This window comes from Pseudovibrio sp. WM33, from assembly GCF_001623165.1.
In the GTDB taxonomy this organism is placed as follows: domain Bacteria; phylum Pseudomonadota; class Alphaproteobacteria; order Rhizobiales; family Stappiaceae; genus Pseudovibrio.
Genome location: NZ_LMCK01000019.1, coordinates 78,860 through 96,265 on the forward strand (window position 1 = coordinate 78,860; position 17,406 = coordinate 96,265).

Here is a 17,406-nt window from a genome sequence, read left to right on the forward strand (position 1 = left end):
CTTAGCGAAAGTCTCAATGCTAAGTCTTAGTTAGACGTCTTAGCAAAGCGAGCCAGAAGCTTGTTAGCTTCGTCTTCGATGGTCTGGAATGCGTCGTCTACGGATTTGTCACCGGAGAAGATTTTACCGTATTCACGGTTCATCACGTCACGCACCTGAACGTAGAAGCCCATGCGGTAACCTTTGGTGTTGTCTCCACCTGGCAGTGTCAGCTGCTTGATGCCGATTTCAGCTGCAGGTACGCGGTCGTAGTACCCATCCTTAGTTGCCAGCTCATATGCAGCGTTGGTGATTGGCACGTAACCAGTTTCCTGGTGCCAATAGTACTGCATTTCTGCGGAAGTCAGGAAGGAGTAGAAGTTCGCAACACAGTCGTTTTCTGCTTTTGGCTTGCCGGACATTGCGAAGAGTGCAGCGCCACCGATGAAGGTGTTGGTGCCTGTTTCGCTAACAGAAGCCCAATGAGGCAGGTAGGTTGCGGAGAATTTGAAGTCTGTGGATTTTGTCAGGCCACCGAAGGAACCTGAAGAACCCAGCCACATTGCAGCGGAACCGTCCTGGAATACCTTCTGGTTGTCACCCCAGCCAGTGCCGTAGTAACCGAACAGCTCAGCGTCGAGCCAGCCTTTAACCTTTGTGAAGTGCATTTTGATCGCATCGTTGTTCACGAGGATCTTAGTGCCTTTCGCGCCGTCGTAACCGTTGTTGTTGGTTGCGAATGGCAGGTTGTGGCGGGACATGAAGTTTTCGGTGAAGATCCATGGCAGGTGTGACTGTGCCAAAGGAATATAGCCAGCTGCCTTCAGCTTAGGAGCGATCGCTTCGAACTCTTCCCAAGTATTAGGAGCTTCAACGCCTGCTTTCGCCAGTGCTTCTACGTTGTAGTAGAGGATTGGGGTAGAGGAGTTGAACGGCATGCCGATCATTTTGCCAGCTGCGTCAGCGTAGAAGTAACGAACACCAGCAATGTAATCTTCGATGTTGAATTCAACACCAGCGTCTTTCAGAAGGTCTTCAGCTGGAACAACTGCGCCCTTTGCACCGATGATGGTAGCGGAACCTGCATCAAATACCTGAAGAATGTTTGGCTGTTCGCCAGCACGGAATGCCGCAATACCAGCAGTCAAGGTTTCTTCGTAGTTACCTTTATAGACTGGGGTCAGCTGACACGCGTCCTGAGACGCATTGTATTTGGTGGAGATTTCGTTGACAACTTCACCCAGACGGCCGCCCATTGCGTGCCACCAGTTGATTTCTGTCGCAGCGAAAGATGCTGTTGAAGACATTGCGAGTGCTGCAAAGGTTGCGACACCAGTTGCTTTACGAAGAGTCATTTTTGTTGCCCCCCATTGGGAAAGTTGAAAAAATCTAACATGCGAAGCGGAGTTAACACCTGATCCATCGCAGTGACGATCCATCCCCTACGCCTCACCAGCGATATCACTTAGGTGTTTCACACTAGGATGACAGTTTCTTGAAGTTTCGATGAATTGCAATTGGATCTTCGTTTTTTTTCATAATTATCATGAGATTGTCATGTTTCGGAAAAGCGAAACCGATCCAAGGCGACTGTTTTTTATGCAATATTTTCTGCCGTTCAGCATGATTGAAGTGTCTAAAATTGGAAGTTTTATTTCGAAAAAATTCGATACGAAAGATTTCGAATGTTGAGCATTATGCAAAGATTTGTCGGCTAATCACTTGATATAAAGGAGAAATACCTAGACGGCGAATAAAATCTATTTTTGCGCCTTGCACGTTTCTGCGGATGAGCTGTCTTAATGCTTTAAGGCGCAGTTTTTCGAATGCAAAAGGCACTCAAACTTATCCACAGGCGCACTGTGTGCAACTCACCGAATGCAACTTCTAATGCAAAAGTTTGCATGCTCGAAAAGATGAAATGTATTCGTTTCAATCAAATAGAGTCATCTAATCGCGGTTTTTGACAACACTGAGGGCGCGAAACTGACGCTTCACGCCCCCAAGTTGAACTCCTTCAGACTGAAGATATACCCCAGACTAGTTGGAGGGTAGCAATACTGCATCGACCACATGGATAATTCCGTTATCTGCAGGAATATCGGCGCTGATTACGTTCGCTTTGTCGACTGTTACACCTGACGATGTTTTTGAGACTGAAAGTGTCTTGTCTCCAGAGCCCTTGATTGTCTTCACATGAATTGTCCGGCCTGGAAGGTCAGTGGACGCGAGCTTTCGTGGCAGGACATGGTAGCTCAGGACCGCGATCAACTGATCCTTGTTCTCAGGCTTCAGCAACATTTCTACTGTTCCGTCCGGAAGAGCAGCAAATGCTTCATCGGTCGGAGCAAAGACTGTCAGGTTTTCACCGTTCGCTAATGCGCCGTCCAAACCAGCGGCCTGAGCTGCAGCGATAAGGGTGTTAAACTGCCCTGCCCCTTGAGCTACTTCTACAATAGTTCCTGCATTAGCACTTACTGATCCAGCAAGAACAAGCGAGCTTACAAAAGAAATCATAGATAAACGCATAGAACCCTCCACTCCCCAGAGATGTAAATCAGGGAATTACATTAGACTTGGCTGCGACATCCTGCCGCGCACAAGTTCTTTTACTGACCGGAATTGAAGGCAGATCACTCTGATCTGAATTTTATTTTGTTTCCTCAAAAGCACGCAGCGCTTCATCTCGTGATTTTTTGAGATCAACGATTGGCAACGGATACGTTTTACCCAGCACAACGCCTGCATCTTTCAAGATGTCTTTAGGAGCTTCCCAGGGTTTGTAGAGGTATTTGTCCGGCAGTTCTTTGAGCTCCGGGAGAAAGCGACGGGTGTAATCACCGTGACCATCAAACTTCTCGCCCTGTAGGACGGGATTGAAGATACGGAAATATGGGGCTGCATCAGCTCCACAGCCAGCAATCCATTGCCAGCTTGCACAGTTGTTGGCGAGGTCTGCATCCACCAGGCAATCCCAAAACCATGCTTCGCCTGAGCGCCAATCCAGCAGCAGATTCTTTACAAGGAACGAGCCAACGACCATCCGCAGGCGGTTATGCATATAACCAGTTTGCCAAAGCTCGCGCATGCCTGCATCGACAATCGGGATGCCCGTTTGGCCCTTTTGCCAAGCCAGCAAACGTTGATCATCAGAAACCCATGGAAAGCTGTCGAATTTGGTGTTGAGATTGATTTGAGGAAGCGTTGGGTTATGGAACAACAGGGAGTAAGAGAATTCGCGCCAGCCCAACTCACTCCGGAAATGATCAATGTCGCGTGTCTCTTCGTGCATGTTGAGCGCCGACCAGATTTGGTTGGGCGAAATCTCACCAAAGTGCAGGTGCGGAGAAAGTCGCGAAGTGTGCGTGAGAGCGGGGAAGTTTCGCCCTTCTTTGTAATTGGAGATACCGTTGTCGAGAAACGCATAAAGCCTGTTTTGCGCCGCTTGCTCTCCGTGCCTCCAACAACTGCTTACTTGCGCTGACCATGGACGGTTGTCGATCAGTTTCAGCTCATCAACAGACAGAGCGCCATTGGCAGTCACTTGATGCAGTTGCATTGGCTTAGGAACAGGCAAGGGCTTACGTGGCTCGGAAGCCTGCAGACAGCCCTTGCGATAAAACGGGGTGAAGACCTTATAAGGGTCGCCATCTGGCTTCGACACCTGCCATGGTTCCCACAGGAGCAAGCCGTTGAAGCTTTTTGCAGTTATGCCGGCTTCTTCCAGCTCTGACTTCAAATGGGCATCATGCTCAATGCGCCATGGTTCATAGCATCTGTTCCAGAAGACACCCGTCCCTCCTGTCTCCTGAAGAAGGTTTTTGATGACCACAGCCGGGTCACCCCGCATTATCAAAAGCTGCCCCTTCAAGCTTTTATTGAGAGCTTTTAAAGAATGGTGCAGCCAGTTCTGCGCCGCCCTGCCATGTTCGCGCGCGCCTTTTTCACCGTCATTCAGGATGTAGAGTGGAATAACCGCGCCCGCCTCGCAAGCTGCAGTCAGGGCAGGATTATCGCTCAAACGAAGATCTTGACGGAACCAATGGATAACAACGGGTGCAGTCATCGACAGCCTCTGCTCAAAATAAACAGTTACGGCAGATGTATAGCAATTTCCTTGCGTATCAATGGCGATAGAACTTCAATTCTCATAGTGCGCAAAGCGTCACTAGCGCGAGACTGGCGTTGTTTATCAAACACCTTCCAAAGCCACGTAAAGACAGCACAAAGATGCTGAGAGGACGATCAGGTATAATCTGGAAACATTGTTGGGGTTTTTGAGTAAGAACCAGACGTTCTTAGCCGTTTTTTGGCAAAAATGTTTTTGGTGGAGCCTAGGAGGATCGAACTCCTGACCTCTTCGCTGCCAGCGAAGCGCTCTCCCAGCTGAGCTAAGGCCCCATACCATGCAGCATTTAAAACGGGCTTGGATTGCCCTGCTGCGTAGTCTTTAAGGAAGGTATACATTTCTCTCAAAATGCCAGACACTTTTTGCAAAATGTCTTTGGTGGAGCCTAGGAGGATCGAACTCCTGACCTCTTCGCTGCCAGCGAAGCGCTCTCCCAGCTGAGCTAAGGCCCCATCATTTCTTCCTTAGGCACTGAAACTTCAATGAAGTTCGGGTGCCGATGGAGGCGGAACATAGATGGGCCGCCCCCACATTTCAAGAGAATACTCTCTTAACAGCCTGCAGTTTCACAAACTGTGGAAATTTTAGACTTCGTCGTCGTCGCGAGCCACAACGATGCCTGGTACGGAAGAGTCTTCGTCATCTTCATCGTCCAAGAATACATCGGAGTCATCACCACTGATGTCATCGCTGATATTTTCATCTTCCAGCTCAGGAATGTCTTCACCAGATGCTTCAGCGTCTGCTTCTTCCAGAGAAACCAGTTCTGCATCGTCTTTGACCAATGCTTCCTTAGCTTCTTCTTTCTGAACAGCTTTTACAGCCTTGGCTGTTTTTGCTGTCATGCCCAGATCAAACATGTCGCCGCACTTAGGACAGATGATCGGGTCACGTTTCAAATCGTAGTATTTAGCGCCACACGCCGCGCACAGGCGCTTGGTTCCGAGTTCCGGTCTTGCCACGGTTCTCACCTTTGTTTGTATCTCGTTGACGGCCCCCTTAGCCTCAGGTTGGCCATCATGTCAAAGATAAATCTTAGAAATCTACCCGAAGTCGTACATTCACTGCCGAAATTTCGCAATAGTTCAATGCGCCCTAGGGTGACTGTCTTTTTCTTCCGTGCTAGGAGGAACTAGTTTTTTCAGTCTCGCAACCCCGGAAATGAACATGTCCCATAATTCGTCACCGCAAATTGTGACCGCTCACAGCGGCTCTCCGCTCAATGGTCAGATCAAAGTTCCAGGTGACAAGTCTATCTCCCATCGTTCTCTGATGTTTGGCGCGCTGGCGCTTGGCAAAACCACCATCTCTGGCCTTCTCGAATCAGAAGATGTGATTGGCACAGCAAATGCAATGAATGCGGTTGGTGCCAAGTGTGTTCGTCAGGAAGATGACACATGGACGGTTGAGGGTGTTGGACTGGGTAGCCTGCTTGAGCCGGAAGCTCCAATTGACTTTGGAAACGCGGGTACAGGCGTACGTCTGGCAATGGGTATTTTTGCGAGCCACCCGATTGCCGTCACCATGACTGGCGATGCCTCGTTGTCTGGACGCCCAATGGGCCGCGTCCTTAACCCGTTGCGTGAGATGGGTGTTCAGGTTGTTGCGCGTAACGGCGACCGTCTACCAGCCTCTATCCGCGGCAGTGATACACCAATTCCAATCACTTACCGCGTGCCAATGGCATCTGCGCAAGTGAAATCCGCTGTGTTGCTGGCTGGTTTGAATACCGCTGGTACAACAACTGTTATCGAACCTGTTGCGACACGTGATCATACAGAGAAAATGCTGGTTGGTTTTGGCGCAGACCTGAAGGTTGAAGTGAACGAGAGCGGTGAGCGTATCATCACGCTGCAAGGCCAACCGAAGCTGCAGCCTCAGGATATTACGGTTCCAGGTGACCCGTCTTCAGCTGCCTTCCCGATTGTTGCTGCCCTGATCACACCGGGTTCTGATATCACCGTTGAAGGTGTGCTTTTGAATGAGCATCGCATTGGACTTATTACTAGTCTGCTTGAAATGGGCGCTGACATTACCATCTCGAATGAACGGGAAAGCGGCGGAGAAAAGATTGGCGACATTCGCGCCAAGTATTCGCGATTAAAGGGTATTACGGTTCCAGCGGACCGGGCACCTTCTATGATCGATGAATATCCAATTCTGTCCGTAGCTGCTGCTTTTGCTCAAGGTGACACCGTCATGTTTGGTCTTGAAGAACTGCGCGTAAAAGAGTCAGACCGCCTGGCTGCTGTTGCGCGTGGTCTGGAAGCAAACGGTATTCCGTGCGTTGAAAAACAGGACAGTCTGACTGTTACTGGTGGGGCAAACAATATTGGCGGTGGCACTGTTACAACACATCTGGATCACCGGATCGCAATGAGCTTCCTTATTTTGGGGCTCGCTGCACACAAGCCGGTTCAGGTCGATGATGCAGCGCCAATCGCGACAAGCTTCCCGACCTTCCTCTCCATGTTTGGTGAGCTGGGTGGCAAGCTTGAAAATAAAAATGAGGAAGCTGCATGATTATTGCTCTGGATGGACCAGCGGCATCTGGCAAGGGAACGCTCGCACGCCAGCTCGCTGCGCATTTTGGACTCCGCCATCTGGATACTGGTTTGACGTATCGCGCTGTCGCCGCTGCGCTGCTCGCGCGCGGCCTGCCACTTGGTGATGAAAACGTTGCAATCTCTGTAGCCCAGAACCTTGATCTGGGTAATCTGGATCGCAATCAGCTCTCTTCCCACGAAATTGGTGAGGCGGCCTCTCGCATTGCAGTTCTTTCTGGCCTGCGCGAGGAACTGGTGAGCCTTCAGCGTGCGTTTGCTAAGCAAGAGCCGGGTGCAGTCTTGGATGGCCGTGATATCGGGACTGTTGTGTGCCCGAACGCGACCGCAAAACTTTTCATTACCGCTTCTCCAGCCGCCCGTGCAAAGCGCCGGACAGACGAGTTGAACGGCAAGGGAATTCCAGCAGATTTTAATGAAATCCTGGTTGATCTGGAGCGTCGCGATGAGCGCGATAGCACCAGAAAAGACTCTCCATTAAAACCCGCTGAAAATGCACACTTGCTTGATACGACAGAAATGGATATAGACTCCGCATTTCGTGCGGCTGTGGATATCGTCGAACGCGCCCGGAATTCAGCTGTTTCATAACAGCTTTCGGAGTTCGCGTTTGTTATATCAAATGGCTGTTACGATACCGAATTTGGACAAGTGTGACCGCTTTCGCCGGCCCACTTACTTGTAAGTGGTTGTTTTTCAACGCGAGTTGAAAACCGGGAGCCCTTGTCCTTTAGTGTTAACACAAACCCGTCGGCGAGCGCCATTCTTATGGCACCAGGAGATTTTATGGAAAATCAGAACTTTGCTGCTGAAGATTTTGCAGCTCTGTTGGAAGAATCCTTTGCGACTTCCGACCTTTTTGAAGGCACCGTTGTAAAAGGCATCGTTGTTGCTATCGAAAAAGACCTCGCAGTCATCGACGTAGGTCTTAAGGTTGAAGGTCGCGTTCCTATGAAGGAATTCGGCGCTAAAGGCCGTGACGGCGAAATGGCCGTTGGCGATGAAGTAGAAGTTTACCTTGAGCGCGTTGAAAACGCGATGGGTGAAGCTGTTCTGTCCCGCGACAAAGCACGCCGCGAAGAAAGCTGGGTTCGCCTTGAAGTTGCTTTCGAAGCTGGTGAAAAAGTTACTGGTCAGATCTTCAACCAGGTTAAAGGTGGCTTCACCGTTGATCTGGACGGCGCAGTAGCATTCCTGCCACGCTCTCAGGTAGACATCCGTCCAGTACGCGACGTTACTCCTCTGATGCACACTCCACAGCCTTTCCAGATCCTGAAAATGGACAAGCGCCGTGGTAACATCGTTGTGTCCCGTCGTACTGTTCTGGAAGAAACACGCGCTGAACAGCGTTCTGAACTCGTTCAGAGCCTGGAAGAAGGTCAGACCGTTGAGGGTGTTGTTAAGAACATCACTGACTACGGTGCATTCGTTGACCTTGGTGGCATCGATGGCCTCCTGCACGTTACCGACATTGCATGGCGTCGTATCAACCACCCAAGCGAAGTTCTGACAATCGGTCAGACCGTGAAGGTGCAGATCGTTCGTGTGAACCAGGAAACACACCGCATCAGCCTCGGCATGAAGCAGCTGGAAACCGATCCATGGGATGGCATCGAAGCCAAATACCCACTGGATTCCAAGTTCTCCGGTCGTGTTACCAACATCACCGACTACGGTGCATTCGTAGAACTGGAGCCAGGCATCGAAGGCCTGATCCACGTCTCCGAAATGTCCTGGACCAAAAAGAACGTACACCCAGGCAAAATCGTTTCTACTTCCCAGGAAGTTGAAGTGGTTATCCTTGAAGTGGACGCTTCCAAACGCCGTATCTCCCTGGGCCTCAAGCAGACTCTGCAGAACCCATGGGATGCATTCGCACAGCAGTACCCACTTAACGCCACCGTAGAAGGTGAAGTTAAGAACAAGACCGAATTCGGTCTGTTCATCGGTCTTGAAGGCGATGTTGACGGCATGGTTCACCTGTCCGATCTGGACTGGAACCGTCCGGGCGAGCAGGTCATCGAAGAGTACAAGAAGGGCGACGTTGTTAAAGCAGTCGTTCTTGACGTTGACGTTGAGAAAGAGCGTATCTCTCTCGGCATCAAACAGCTCGACGCTGATCCGTTTGAATCCGCTGGCGATGTTGTTCGTAAGGGCGCAATTGTTAAGTGTGAAGTGACTGAAATCAAAGACGGTGGTCTCGACGTTAAACTCGTAGACGGCGACCTCTCTGCATTCATCCGTCGCGCTGACTTGTCCCGTGAACGTGGTGAGCAGGATCCTACCCGCTTCAACGTTGGCGATGTGATCGAAGCTCGTATCACTCAGTTCGACAAGAAGACCCGCCGCGTTGGTGTATCCATCAAAGCACTTGAAATCGCTGAAGAAAAAGAAGCGGTTGCACAGTACGGTTCTTCTGACGCTTCCTCTTCTCTCGGCGACATCCTCGCTGCAGCTATGAAGAAGCAGAATGACGACGAATAAGATCTAGCAATAGATTTTGCGAGAAAGCCCGCTCAAATGAGCGGGCTTTTTTGTTGCGTTGATGAGTGCGTTCATTTGCGTTGTTTCGTATTCTTTTACGCGCTTATGTCTGAAAAGAGCTTGGGTGCGTCCTGTTTCAGGGAGTTCTGCCTCTCGGGAGAGTTAGCCCCTGATCTTCTTCAGGGAGCTCATCAGGAATGCTCTCGGACCTTTTGGCATTGCGAGTACGATGCGCTTTGCTAAAGGGCGCAGGTTCTTGAGCCAGAGGCTGGCATAGAGCTGTCCTTTGAAGGAAAGCGGGCTGACGGCATCAAAGACACTGGCGACCTGTGAGGTCCATGTCATCTTGTAGCGCGAGGCTGGTTTTAGAAAATCGACTTTATCGATCCCAAGCGCAAAACACGCCTCGATGACGTCCATCTGGTGAAGTTTACCGGGACTGGATTGTTCGTAGTCCGGATTCCAATCAGCCATGTAAGCGGAATAGCAGCCTTCGAACAGAAAACCCCATTCGGTAGAGATTGGCAAATCACCATGCTTCAGCTCGAAAGCGATGAGTTCACAGCCTTTGGCCGTGCCCTTGCTTAATGAGAGAAGGACGTTCTGCAAGCCATCGCCTTCCAGAGCGCGCGATGAGTAACCCATGGCTTCGACCCAGTTCTCTCGCCCGTTTAGAGTGCGTAGAAGCATGGTTTCGAGTTCCGGGTCTTCCTGCCGGATCACGCGGTGCGAAAGGCCTGCTGACTTGTGGAGACGATTGCGTTGGTTGCGGATGGTTTTGCGGGAGCGGGCGGAGATGGACTTCAGATAGTCCTCAAAGCTATTCCACTGGTTCAGATCCAGCCATGGAGCGCCATCAGCCTCTCCGACCTCGGTAAAATGAGTGCTGGCGTACTCATAGAGTGCACCGCCCTCTCTGATCTGGCGGAGGTGGATGACATCTGCACTAGCCTTTTGAAGGTGTGGCTTCAGGTAATCCAATACGGCAGCAGGGTTATAGCCGGGAGTCAGCAGCATCTCTGAGTACTGCTGAAAAGGCTCTCCTAAACCAGTCAGCGCTTTCAGGGACTTTTGCTTTTCGATGCGGAGCGGCAGAACCGCGATCAGGCTTTGCTGGTCGTAGACAGCGAAGATTTTGGCTGATTGGACCGATGCAGGATTTTCAAGCATCGCGATGGTCCAGGCATAGCTTTGAAAGACCGGATTGCCTTTGGAGGCCTGCTCCAGCTGGTGCCATTGCTGCTGGAGTTCAGCTACCTCAACAGCGGACTGCAACACGCGCACAGACGGGTTTTGAAGTGCTTTTGTTGCAGAGCTCTGCTGCACAGAGGCGAGCTCGTTTGATGTGATAACATCTGCCTGCAACAAACTTCTCCCTTATCGATGCATAAAATGACTTTAACTAAAGCAGTTTGCGTATCTTTGTCCGAAAATCGACGTCTACTTTTCGGCGATATGCTTTAAATTACTGAATCTCGTGGCTCTCGCCCTAGAGCACGTCGCGTTCATTCGCATTCACACACCATGCTCTAATATCTTCGGTGAAGCGAATTCTGATCGTTTGATTGAATCCAATCAAACAGAACACGCTCTAACACCCGATTTTTATACATAGTTATTTTCAACCAGTTAAAAGTAGAAGTATTTTATAGAAATCTGAGCATTTGAATTTCTCACATTTCTGTCAGGGACCTCAGTTCTAGAAATATTGTCTCCTCAGCATGGTTTCTCTCAGGGTGATGACAAATCGTCACTTGATTTATTGCCCAGCAGAAAATGGAATAGTCCTGATTTAATTTAGGAGGGTTTCATGAGTGATTTGAAAGTTGCGCTGATTGTTGCTGGTGGCAGTGGTATGGGTGCTGCTGCTGCACGTAAGCTGGCAGAGGACGGCTATAAGGTCGCCATCCTCTCTTCCTCTGGCAAAGGCGAGAAGCTGGCTGAGGAACTTGGTGGTGTCGGTGTGACTGGCTCCAACCTTGAAACTGCGGACCTCCAGCGTCTTGTTGATGTTGCGATGGAAAAATGGGGCCGTATTGATACGGTTGTCAGCAGTGCTGGCCATGGGCCTAAAGGGCCAGTCCTTGAGCTCACCGATGAAGATTGGGCGAGAGGGATGGACTTCTATCTCATGAACGTGGTGCGTATCACCCGCATCGTTACCCCAATCATGGAAGCTCAGGGCAAAGGCAGCTTCGTCAATATTTCCACCTATGCCTTATTTGAACCTGAGGAGCTTTTCCCGACTTCCGGCGTGTTCAGAGCTGGCCTTGCTGCTTTTACCAAGTTGTTCGCAGACAAGTACGCTCCCTCAAATATTCGCATGAACAACGTGCTGCCGGGCTTTATTGACAGCTTGCCAGAGAAGGAAGAGCGCCGGGGTCGTATTCCAATGGGACGTTATGGCACCTCACAGGAAGTGGCTGATCTGATTGCTTTCCTTGCCGGAGACACCTCCAGCTACATGACCGGACAAAATATCCGCATTGATGGCGGAATTACGCGCTCAATTTAGGCTAGACAATTTTGCGAAGGCATCTGTCGCAATTTGCGGGATGCCCTTCTCTCTCGATTAATCGGAGAGATCTTAAACCTGTACGATCAGAAAGGGGCGGAAACGCCCCTTTTTTAACGCCACAACTCCTCCTCACCAGAAAGAAACAAAGCAAATTGTGTGATATGGAGCATTTACATGTGCTCAATTTTAATTAATGTAAATATTAATTTACTTTAATCAAAATAAACATAATAGATAAGCAATAGTAAATTGATGATAAGTTTTGATAACAACTTTTAATTTGCTATACACCACCTAAGATAGAGTCGTTTTTTGAAATTTTCTATTTCTGATTTCTATTTATCTTCAAGTAACATCTGTATATTACTTTACATGGCGAGCAAGAGAGTATCCCATTCTCTCAAACTCCACTGTGCTGTTTGTCTTGAAACATCGTTGAGGCCAATAACAAAAATAAGGTCCGGCAGCTTCAAGACTTCGGAATGCCCTAGCGGTCCGCCCGAAACCGCAGGGCTAACTGGAAACCCGTTTTACGCCGTCCTTGCAGCAATCGGCTTTGGGTTTCCAACAGCGCGCGGTGAACTATGCCCCTAGTTCTCGCGTCAAGAATTAAGATCACTGAACCTGTCGGTTTTCAGAGCAATCGATAAAACAGTGGCCCAAAAAAGACGAAAAGTCCAACTGGCCCCATGGCCATACAGATCCCGTTCCGTTCTCAGCTCCCCCCCACCTCCTGATGAACGGAACGGATTTTTTATGCGATAAACATATGCTAGTTGCGACCATGCATTTATTTCGGGTATGACATTTCAAAAGGTGGCACTCCCCAGCCACGTCATTCAATCCGATAGGCAGCAAAAAACTAATGAAGAACTCTGCTAGCGAATGTCACGATATGACTCAGATCCGCGCAGAAATTGATCGTCTGGATTCCGAGCTGATTTCCCTGTTTGCAGAGCGCTGGACTTACATCACACGCGCCGCTGAAATCAAAAAACCAATTGGCCTGTCTGCCCGCATTGAAAGCCGGGTTGAGGAAGTTGCCAGCAACGTAAAAGCCCATGCCCGTGCGCATGGCCTGAATGCGCAGACCTATGAGACCATGTGGCGCGCACTGATGGAAAGTGCGATTGCGCACGAAGAAGACCTTATGGAAGCAGAGGAAAACGCAAAATAACATAGTATCGCCATTTTCTCTGGCATCTTAGTCGACTAGCATTACAACCAGAAATTTTCGGAGAATTAAGAGCCTACTTCCCCAAATTAACCGTTTGGCAGGGACAAAGCTTAATTTATGGTCGTGTTTTTACCGTCTGCAGAGAAAGAACACTTGGCTTATTCAAAAGCTTAGGTATTGTTTCCCTATAGTCGCTTAAATGAGTTTGACCGGGAAGACCCCATGAGTCTAGACAGTGACGTTCTTATTGATCGCAGACGCCTGAGACGTAAAGTTTCGTTCTGGCGCGTCGTTAGTTTTTTAGCACTTGCAGCTTTACTGTTGTGGGGAGGCGCTGAGGCAACTGGCCTTGGTGAGCTTGCCCGTTCTGAAAAGCATATTGCTCGCATCGAAATCAACGGACCGATCACCTATGATCGCCGCCAGTTGGAGATGCTTGAAGCAATCGCAAAAGATGACACCGTGCAAGGTGTCATCGTCTCCATTAATTCTCCCGGTGGCACCACTTCCGGTGGTGAAGCACTTTACAATGCGCTGCGCAAGATTGCTGAGAAGAAGCCTTTGACAGCGTCCATCACGACGCTTGGCGCTTCGGCTGCTTATCTTTCCGCAATTGCCAGTGATCACCTTGTTGCTCAATACACCTCTTTGACCGGATCTATCGGTGTTCTCTTCCAGTATGGCAATGCAAAAGGGTTGCTCGAGAAGATTGGCGTTGAAATGGATGCGATTAAAAGCGCACCATTGAAAGCTGAGCCAAACTTTTATGAGCCAGCCACGCCTGAAGTGAAGGAAACTTTGCAGGAACTGATTGACGATACCTATATGTGGTTCGTTGGACTTGTTGCAGAACGCAGAGGCCTTTCTAAAGAGCGTGCACTTCAGCTGGCGAACGGTCAGGTTTACACCGGACACCAGGCAAAAGACCTTGAACTGATCGATGAGATTGGTGGCGAGCAGGCCGCGCATCAGTGGCTTATTGACGAAAAAGGACTTTCCAGTGATTTGGAAATAATCGACTGGAAACCAGAATCAGACGAGCGGTCACTCCCGTTCCCTGCAAATTTATTAGGCTTTTTGGGTAGTGAGAACCAGAATTTGGTCATCTCACTTCTCAAAACAGCAAAAAGTGTCGTAGATTCAAGCCTACCGCTTGACGGTCTCGTGTCTGTTTGGCAGGCTCCGGATGCGGCAACAGTCTCAGCACTTGGGGGGGCAAAGCATGATTAAATCGGAATTAGTACAGACTATTGCGGAGCGTAATCCGCATCTCTATCAACGCGATGTAGAGAATATCGTAAACGCCATTCTTGATGAAGTTACTGAAGCGCTGATGCGCGGTGACCGCGTCGAGCTGCGTGGCTTTGGTGCGTTCTCAGTGAAGAACCGCCCGGCACGCGTTGGACGCAATCCAAGAACTGGCCAAAAAGTTGAAGTTGGCGAAAAGTTCGTTCCGTTCTTCAAAACCGGCAAAGAAATGCGCGAACGACTGAACGACGGTACGGATCACGGCGAAGACGACTGATCCTGGAGTAATACATTGGCTCGTTTCCTTCGGAATTTGCTGCTTATACCTATAGCAGCTCTACTTGTTGTCCTTGCGGTTGCGAACCGGCATTCCACGCTGATTTCGCTTAACCCCTTTAACCCAGAGGATCCGATGTTGACGTTCAACATCCCGGTTTTCTGGTTGCTGTTTGGCGCTGTTGGACTGGGCGTGATGCTTGGCGGAGTGGCGACCTGGATGCGACAAGGACGGTTTCGTAAAGAGGCTCGTGTTCAACGACGCGAAGCGAACCAACTGAAACATGAAGCGGATTCACTGCGTAAGGTGGCACAGGGTGACATTGCACCCGGTCTGCCATCACCAGACCATAAAAAAGCAGCCTAACCGCTTTATTACTCTGCCCTGACGTTTAACACGGGGATTGCGAATGCGGATCATCACAGCTCAGGACATTGAGGGGGTGATGAGCTTTCGCGATCTTCTTGAGACGCTGAGACGTGCATTTCGTGTTGGTGTGGTGGCCCCTTCCCCGCACACACAAAGAATTGCACGTCCAACCGGCCTTGATGACGGCTCTCTCACCATCTCCTCTGCATGGCATGACTTCGCCGCTCAAGACACTGTTGAGCGCGGTTTTATTGGCACGCGTCTGGAGAGTTGTCTTCCCACATCACTGGAGCATGACGCACCGGCTGTTGCTGGTGTGTATCTTTTGCAGTCTGGCAAAACGGGGACGCCGCTTGCGCTTCTGGATGGCAAAGCGCTCGTCAACTGGCGCACAGCTGCAACATCGGCGCTGGCCTCCTCGTATCTTTCGCGCGAAGACTCTTCCCGCTTGCTCATGGTGGGCGCTGGAAACCTTGCACCTTATCTGATTGATGCGCATGCTTCTGTTCGCCCCATCAAGGAGGTTCTGGTCTGGAACCGAAGCCCTGCTGCTGCTCAGCAATTGGTGGAGCATATGCAGGGGCAACCTTTTAAGGTTTCAGCGACAACGGATCTGGGTGGCGCTGTCAGAGGCGCAGATATTGTGTGCTGTGCGACGAGTGCGAACACGCCAATTATTCAAGGGGAATGGCTACAAGAAGGCACGCATCTGGATCTGGTTGGCTCCATGCATGCTGATCAGCGTGAATGCGATGATACGGTTATCTCGCAGGCGCGGCTGTTTCTGGACAGCTATGACAACACACCAACAACCACGGGGGACCTCAAAGAGCCCCTTGCGGATGGCGTTTTGAGCCTGCAGGACATTGCTTCTGATCTGGCGGAGTTGTGTCAGGGGGATCGGGCAGGACGGCGCTTTTACGAGCAAATCACGCTGTTTAAGTCAACGGGCACTGCTCTGGCTGATCTTGCCGTTGCCGGACACGTTTATCTGCGCGTTTAGCCGAGGGACTTAGTCCAACTCATCCATATCGTTCTTCTTTGGGGGCGTATAGCTTGGTAGATACCAGTCTCTTGCGATTGCACCACCACGTAAAATCATCGCTGCAGCAAAGCCCAAAGCAGCAGCGAAGTTGCTTTCTCCCGTTGCCATGAGCGTAGAGGTGTACGTGATCGCACCAGCAAGCGCAGCAGCAAGGTAGATCTCTCTTTGCAGCAGTGCAGATGGCTGACCAGCAATGATATCGCGCAGAATTCCTCCAAATGTCGCCGTAGCAACGCCCATGAGGACAGCAACCGCGGCAGTATCACCCAGTGAAATCGCTTTTGCAGCGCCCATTACCGAATAGGACGCGACACCAATCGCATCGAGCCAACGCAACGGGCGGCCCCATGCTTCGACCTTATGAGCGATGAACCACATGGCAATTGAGACGGCCACACAGACATAGAGGTAGCTCTCGTCTTCGATCCAGAAGACCGGCACATCAAGCAGGGTGTCCCGCAGGGTGCCGCCACCGATACCTGTCAAAGAGCAAAAGAACAGAAAAGCGATAAAATCCTGACGCAGACGTGCAGCGACCAGCCCACCAGTCACGGCGAATACGGCCACGCCAAAAAAGTCCAGGTACTGCCAGATCTCAGAATGCATCTACGTCATGCCCGCAAAGTCGTTGAATTCAAGTCTGCTGGTATTAGACAGCCATCTTAAAAAATCAACCGGAGAACTACACTACTTCATTTGTGAGATTTAAATAGCCTTAGATCCTGTGAAGCGCTTGGGGACAGCGCCGAGAAGTTCAACTCAGCCCTGCGTTTCTTGCAGAGCTACGGGCATAACCGCAACAAAAAACGGAGACCAAATGCTGGTCTCCGTTTTGGAATTCTTTTGAGAAGCCCTCATTTGTGTGAGGGCTTTTGTTTTTAGGCTTCTTTGTCGATTGTGGAGCCTGGCTCTGCTGTTTTGTCGGCAACTGGAGCGATTTTTGGGCCGCCTTTAGACACGCCAACCATTGCAGGGCGCAGGACGCGCTCGCCGATGACGTAGCCAGCCTGAACAACTTGAACCACAGTGTTGTTTGGAACTTCTGTGTTCGGCACTTCAAACATCGCCTGATGGAAATGCGGGTTGAACTTATCGCCTTCAGGTGAAAGACGCTTCACACCGTGCTTTTCCAAGTGGTTGAGCATTTCGCGCTCTACCATTTCAACGCCTTCAACCAGTGCCTTCAGGTTTTCGTCGTTTTCACGTGCGTCATCTGGCAATGCATCGATTGCACGGCCAAGGTTGTCATTGACCACCAGCATGTCACGCGCGAAGCCTGCGACTGCGTAGGCTTTGGCGTCTTTGACTTCTTTTTCAGTCCGACGGCGCAGGTTTTCCATTTCTGCCATGGTGCGCAAAGCGCGGTCCTTCAGGGCAGCATTTTCTTCTCTCAGCGCCTCGATTGGATCTACTTCCGCATCAACTTCTGCCTGCTCGGCTCCATTCGCAGTTTCGTCAACCACAGCTTCCGGATTTACCTGCTCTTCTGCCTGCGGAGTTTTATTTTGATCGCTCATCGTCATCCCGTCTCTTAAAACTTGCTCTTTTTACCATGGAGCAAAGCACTGCAAGGGCTGCCCTAAGGCGCCCGCGCAAAAATCTATCCGGTCTTTATT

At 50.3% G+C, this 17,406-nt stretch carries 16 protein-coding genes and 2 tRNA genes; 9 read left to right on the forward strand and 9 right to left on the reverse strand.

Annotated features, from left to right (window positions below; genetic code table 11):
* Positions 1-26: 26 nt before the first annotated feature.
* The 6 genes from PsWM33_RS05290 to PsWM33_RS05320 all read right to left on the reverse strand — a co-directional run bounded on the left by PsWM33_RS05290 (position 27) and on the right by PsWM33_RS05320 (position 5,070).
* Positions 27-1,334, reverse strand: coding sequence for an extracellular solute-binding protein (locus PsWM33_RS05290; protein WP_063299466.1), 1,308 nt, complete (start codon positions 1,332-1,334; stop codon positions 27-29).
* Between the two features lie 685 nt (positions 1,335-2,019).
* Positions 2,020-2,508, reverse strand: a complete 489-nt coding sequence (locus tag PsWM33_RS05300; protein ID WP_063299468.1) for a fasciclin domain-containing protein — start codon at positions 2,506-2,508, stop codon at positions 2,020-2,022.
* 121 nt (positions 2,509-2,629) lie between these two features.
* Positions 2,630-4,045 carry a cryptochrome/photolyase family protein gene (locus PsWM33_RS05305; protein WP_063299469.1) on the reverse strand — a complete coding sequence of 472 codons (1,416 nt, stop codon included), beginning with the start codon at positions 4,043-4,045 and terminating at the stop codon, positions 2,630-2,632.
* A 259-nt stretch (positions 4,046-4,304) separates the two neighbouring features.
* Positions 4,305-4,380 (reverse strand) — tRNA-Ala (locus tag PsWM33_RS05310).
* A 104-nt stretch (positions 4,381-4,484) separates the two neighbouring features.
* A tRNA-Ala gene (locus PsWM33_RS05315) sits at positions 4,485-4,560 on the reverse strand.
* 132 nt (positions 4,561-4,692) lie between these two features.
* The gene (locus PsWM33_RS05320) at positions 4,693-5,070 is read right to left on the reverse strand and encodes a TIGR02300 family protein (protein ID WP_063299470.1); all 378 of its coding nucleotides are present in this window, start codon (positions 5,068-5,070) and stop codon (positions 4,693-4,695) included.
* A gap of 205 nt (positions 5,071-5,275) precedes the next feature.
* Between PsWM33_RS05320 and aroA the strand changes: the two genes are divergently transcribed.
* The 3 genes from aroA (at position 5,276) to rpsA (ending at position 9,156) form a co-directional block, all read left to right on the forward strand.
* Positions 5,276-6,631 carry a 3-phosphoshikimate 1-carboxyvinyltransferase gene (gene aroA, locus PsWM33_RS05325; protein WP_063299489.1) on the forward strand — a complete coding sequence of 452 codons (1,356 nt, stop codon included), beginning with the start codon at positions 5,276-5,278 and terminating at the stop codon, positions 6,629-6,631.
* Positions 6,628-7,263 (forward strand): (d)CMP kinase, encoded by a 636-nt coding sequence (gene cmk / locus PsWM33_RS05330; RefSeq protein WP_063299471.1) that lies wholly within the window; start codon positions 6,628-6,630, stop codon positions 7,261-7,263. The genes aroA and cmk overlap by 4 nt, the downstream gene beginning before the upstream one ends.
* A 195-nt stretch (positions 7,264-7,458) precedes the next feature.
* Positions 7,459-9,156, forward strand: a complete 1,698-nt coding sequence (gene rpsA, locus PsWM33_RS05335) for a 30S ribosomal protein S1 (RefSeq protein WP_063286510.1) — start codon at positions 7,459-7,461, stop codon at positions 9,154-9,156.
* Between the two features lie 162 nt (positions 9,157-9,318).
* Here the strand turns inward: rpsA and PsWM33_RS05340 are convergent, their stop codons facing one another.
* Positions 9,319-10,521, reverse strand: coding sequence for a GNAT family N-acetyltransferase (locus PsWM33_RS05340; protein WP_208994405.1), 1,203 nt, complete (start codon positions 10,519-10,521; stop codon positions 9,319-9,321).
* Between the two features lie 445 nt (positions 10,522-10,966).
* Between PsWM33_RS05340 and PsWM33_RS05345 the strand changes: the two genes are divergently transcribed.
* From PsWM33_RS05345 to PsWM33_RS05370, 6 genes are all read left to right on the forward strand, one after another.
* A complete protein-coding gene (locus tag PsWM33_RS05345; RefSeq protein ID WP_063299473.1) occupies positions 10,967-11,671 on the forward strand; it encodes an SDR family oxidoreductase in 705 nt (234 codons plus the stop codon).
* An 868-nt stretch (positions 11,672-12,539) separates the two neighbouring features.
* A complete protein-coding gene (locus PsWM33_RS05350; protein ID WP_063286507.1) occupies positions 12,540-12,851 on the forward strand; it encodes a chorismate mutase in 312 nt (103 codons plus the stop codon).
* Positions 12,852-13,073: 222 nt separating this feature from the next.
* On the forward strand, positions 13,074-14,081 hold the full coding sequence (gene sppA / locus PsWM33_RS05355) for a signal peptide peptidase SppA (RefSeq protein ID WP_057462716.1): 1,008 nt from the start codon (positions 13,074-13,076) through the stop codon (positions 14,079-14,081).
* Complete coding sequence (locus tag PsWM33_RS05360; protein WP_057462715.1) at positions 14,074-14,376, forward strand: integration host factor subunit beta; 303 nt, start codon at positions 14,074-14,076, stop codon at positions 14,374-14,376. The genes sppA and PsWM33_RS05360 overlap by 8 nt, the downstream gene beginning before the upstream one ends.
* 135 nt (positions 14,377-14,511) lie before the next feature.
* Positions 14,512-14,742, forward strand: coding sequence for a LapA family protein (locus tag PsWM33_RS05365; RefSeq protein ID WP_057462714.1), 231 nt, complete (start codon positions 14,512-14,514; stop codon positions 14,740-14,742).
* Positions 14,743-14,785: 43 nt separating this feature from the next.
* Positions 14,786-15,748: an ornithine cyclodeaminase family protein gene (locus tag PsWM33_RS05370; protein WP_063299474.1), complete on the forward strand. Its 963-nt coding sequence runs from the start codon at positions 14,786-14,788 to the stop codon at positions 15,746-15,748.
* 9 nt (positions 15,749-15,757) lie between these two features.
* Here the strand turns inward: PsWM33_RS05370 and PsWM33_RS05375 are convergent, their stop codons facing one another.
* Entirely contained in the window at positions 15,758-16,396 is a 639-nt protein-coding gene (locus tag PsWM33_RS05375; protein ID WP_063299475.1) for a trimeric intracellular cation channel family protein, read from the reverse strand.
* A gap of 272 nt (positions 16,397-16,668) precedes the next feature.
* A complete protein-coding gene (gene grpE, locus PsWM33_RS05380) occupies positions 16,669-17,307 on the reverse strand; it encodes a nucleotide exchange factor GrpE (RefSeq protein ID WP_063299490.1) in 639 nt (212 codons plus the stop codon).
* Positions 17,308-17,406 lie beyond the last annotated feature (99 nt).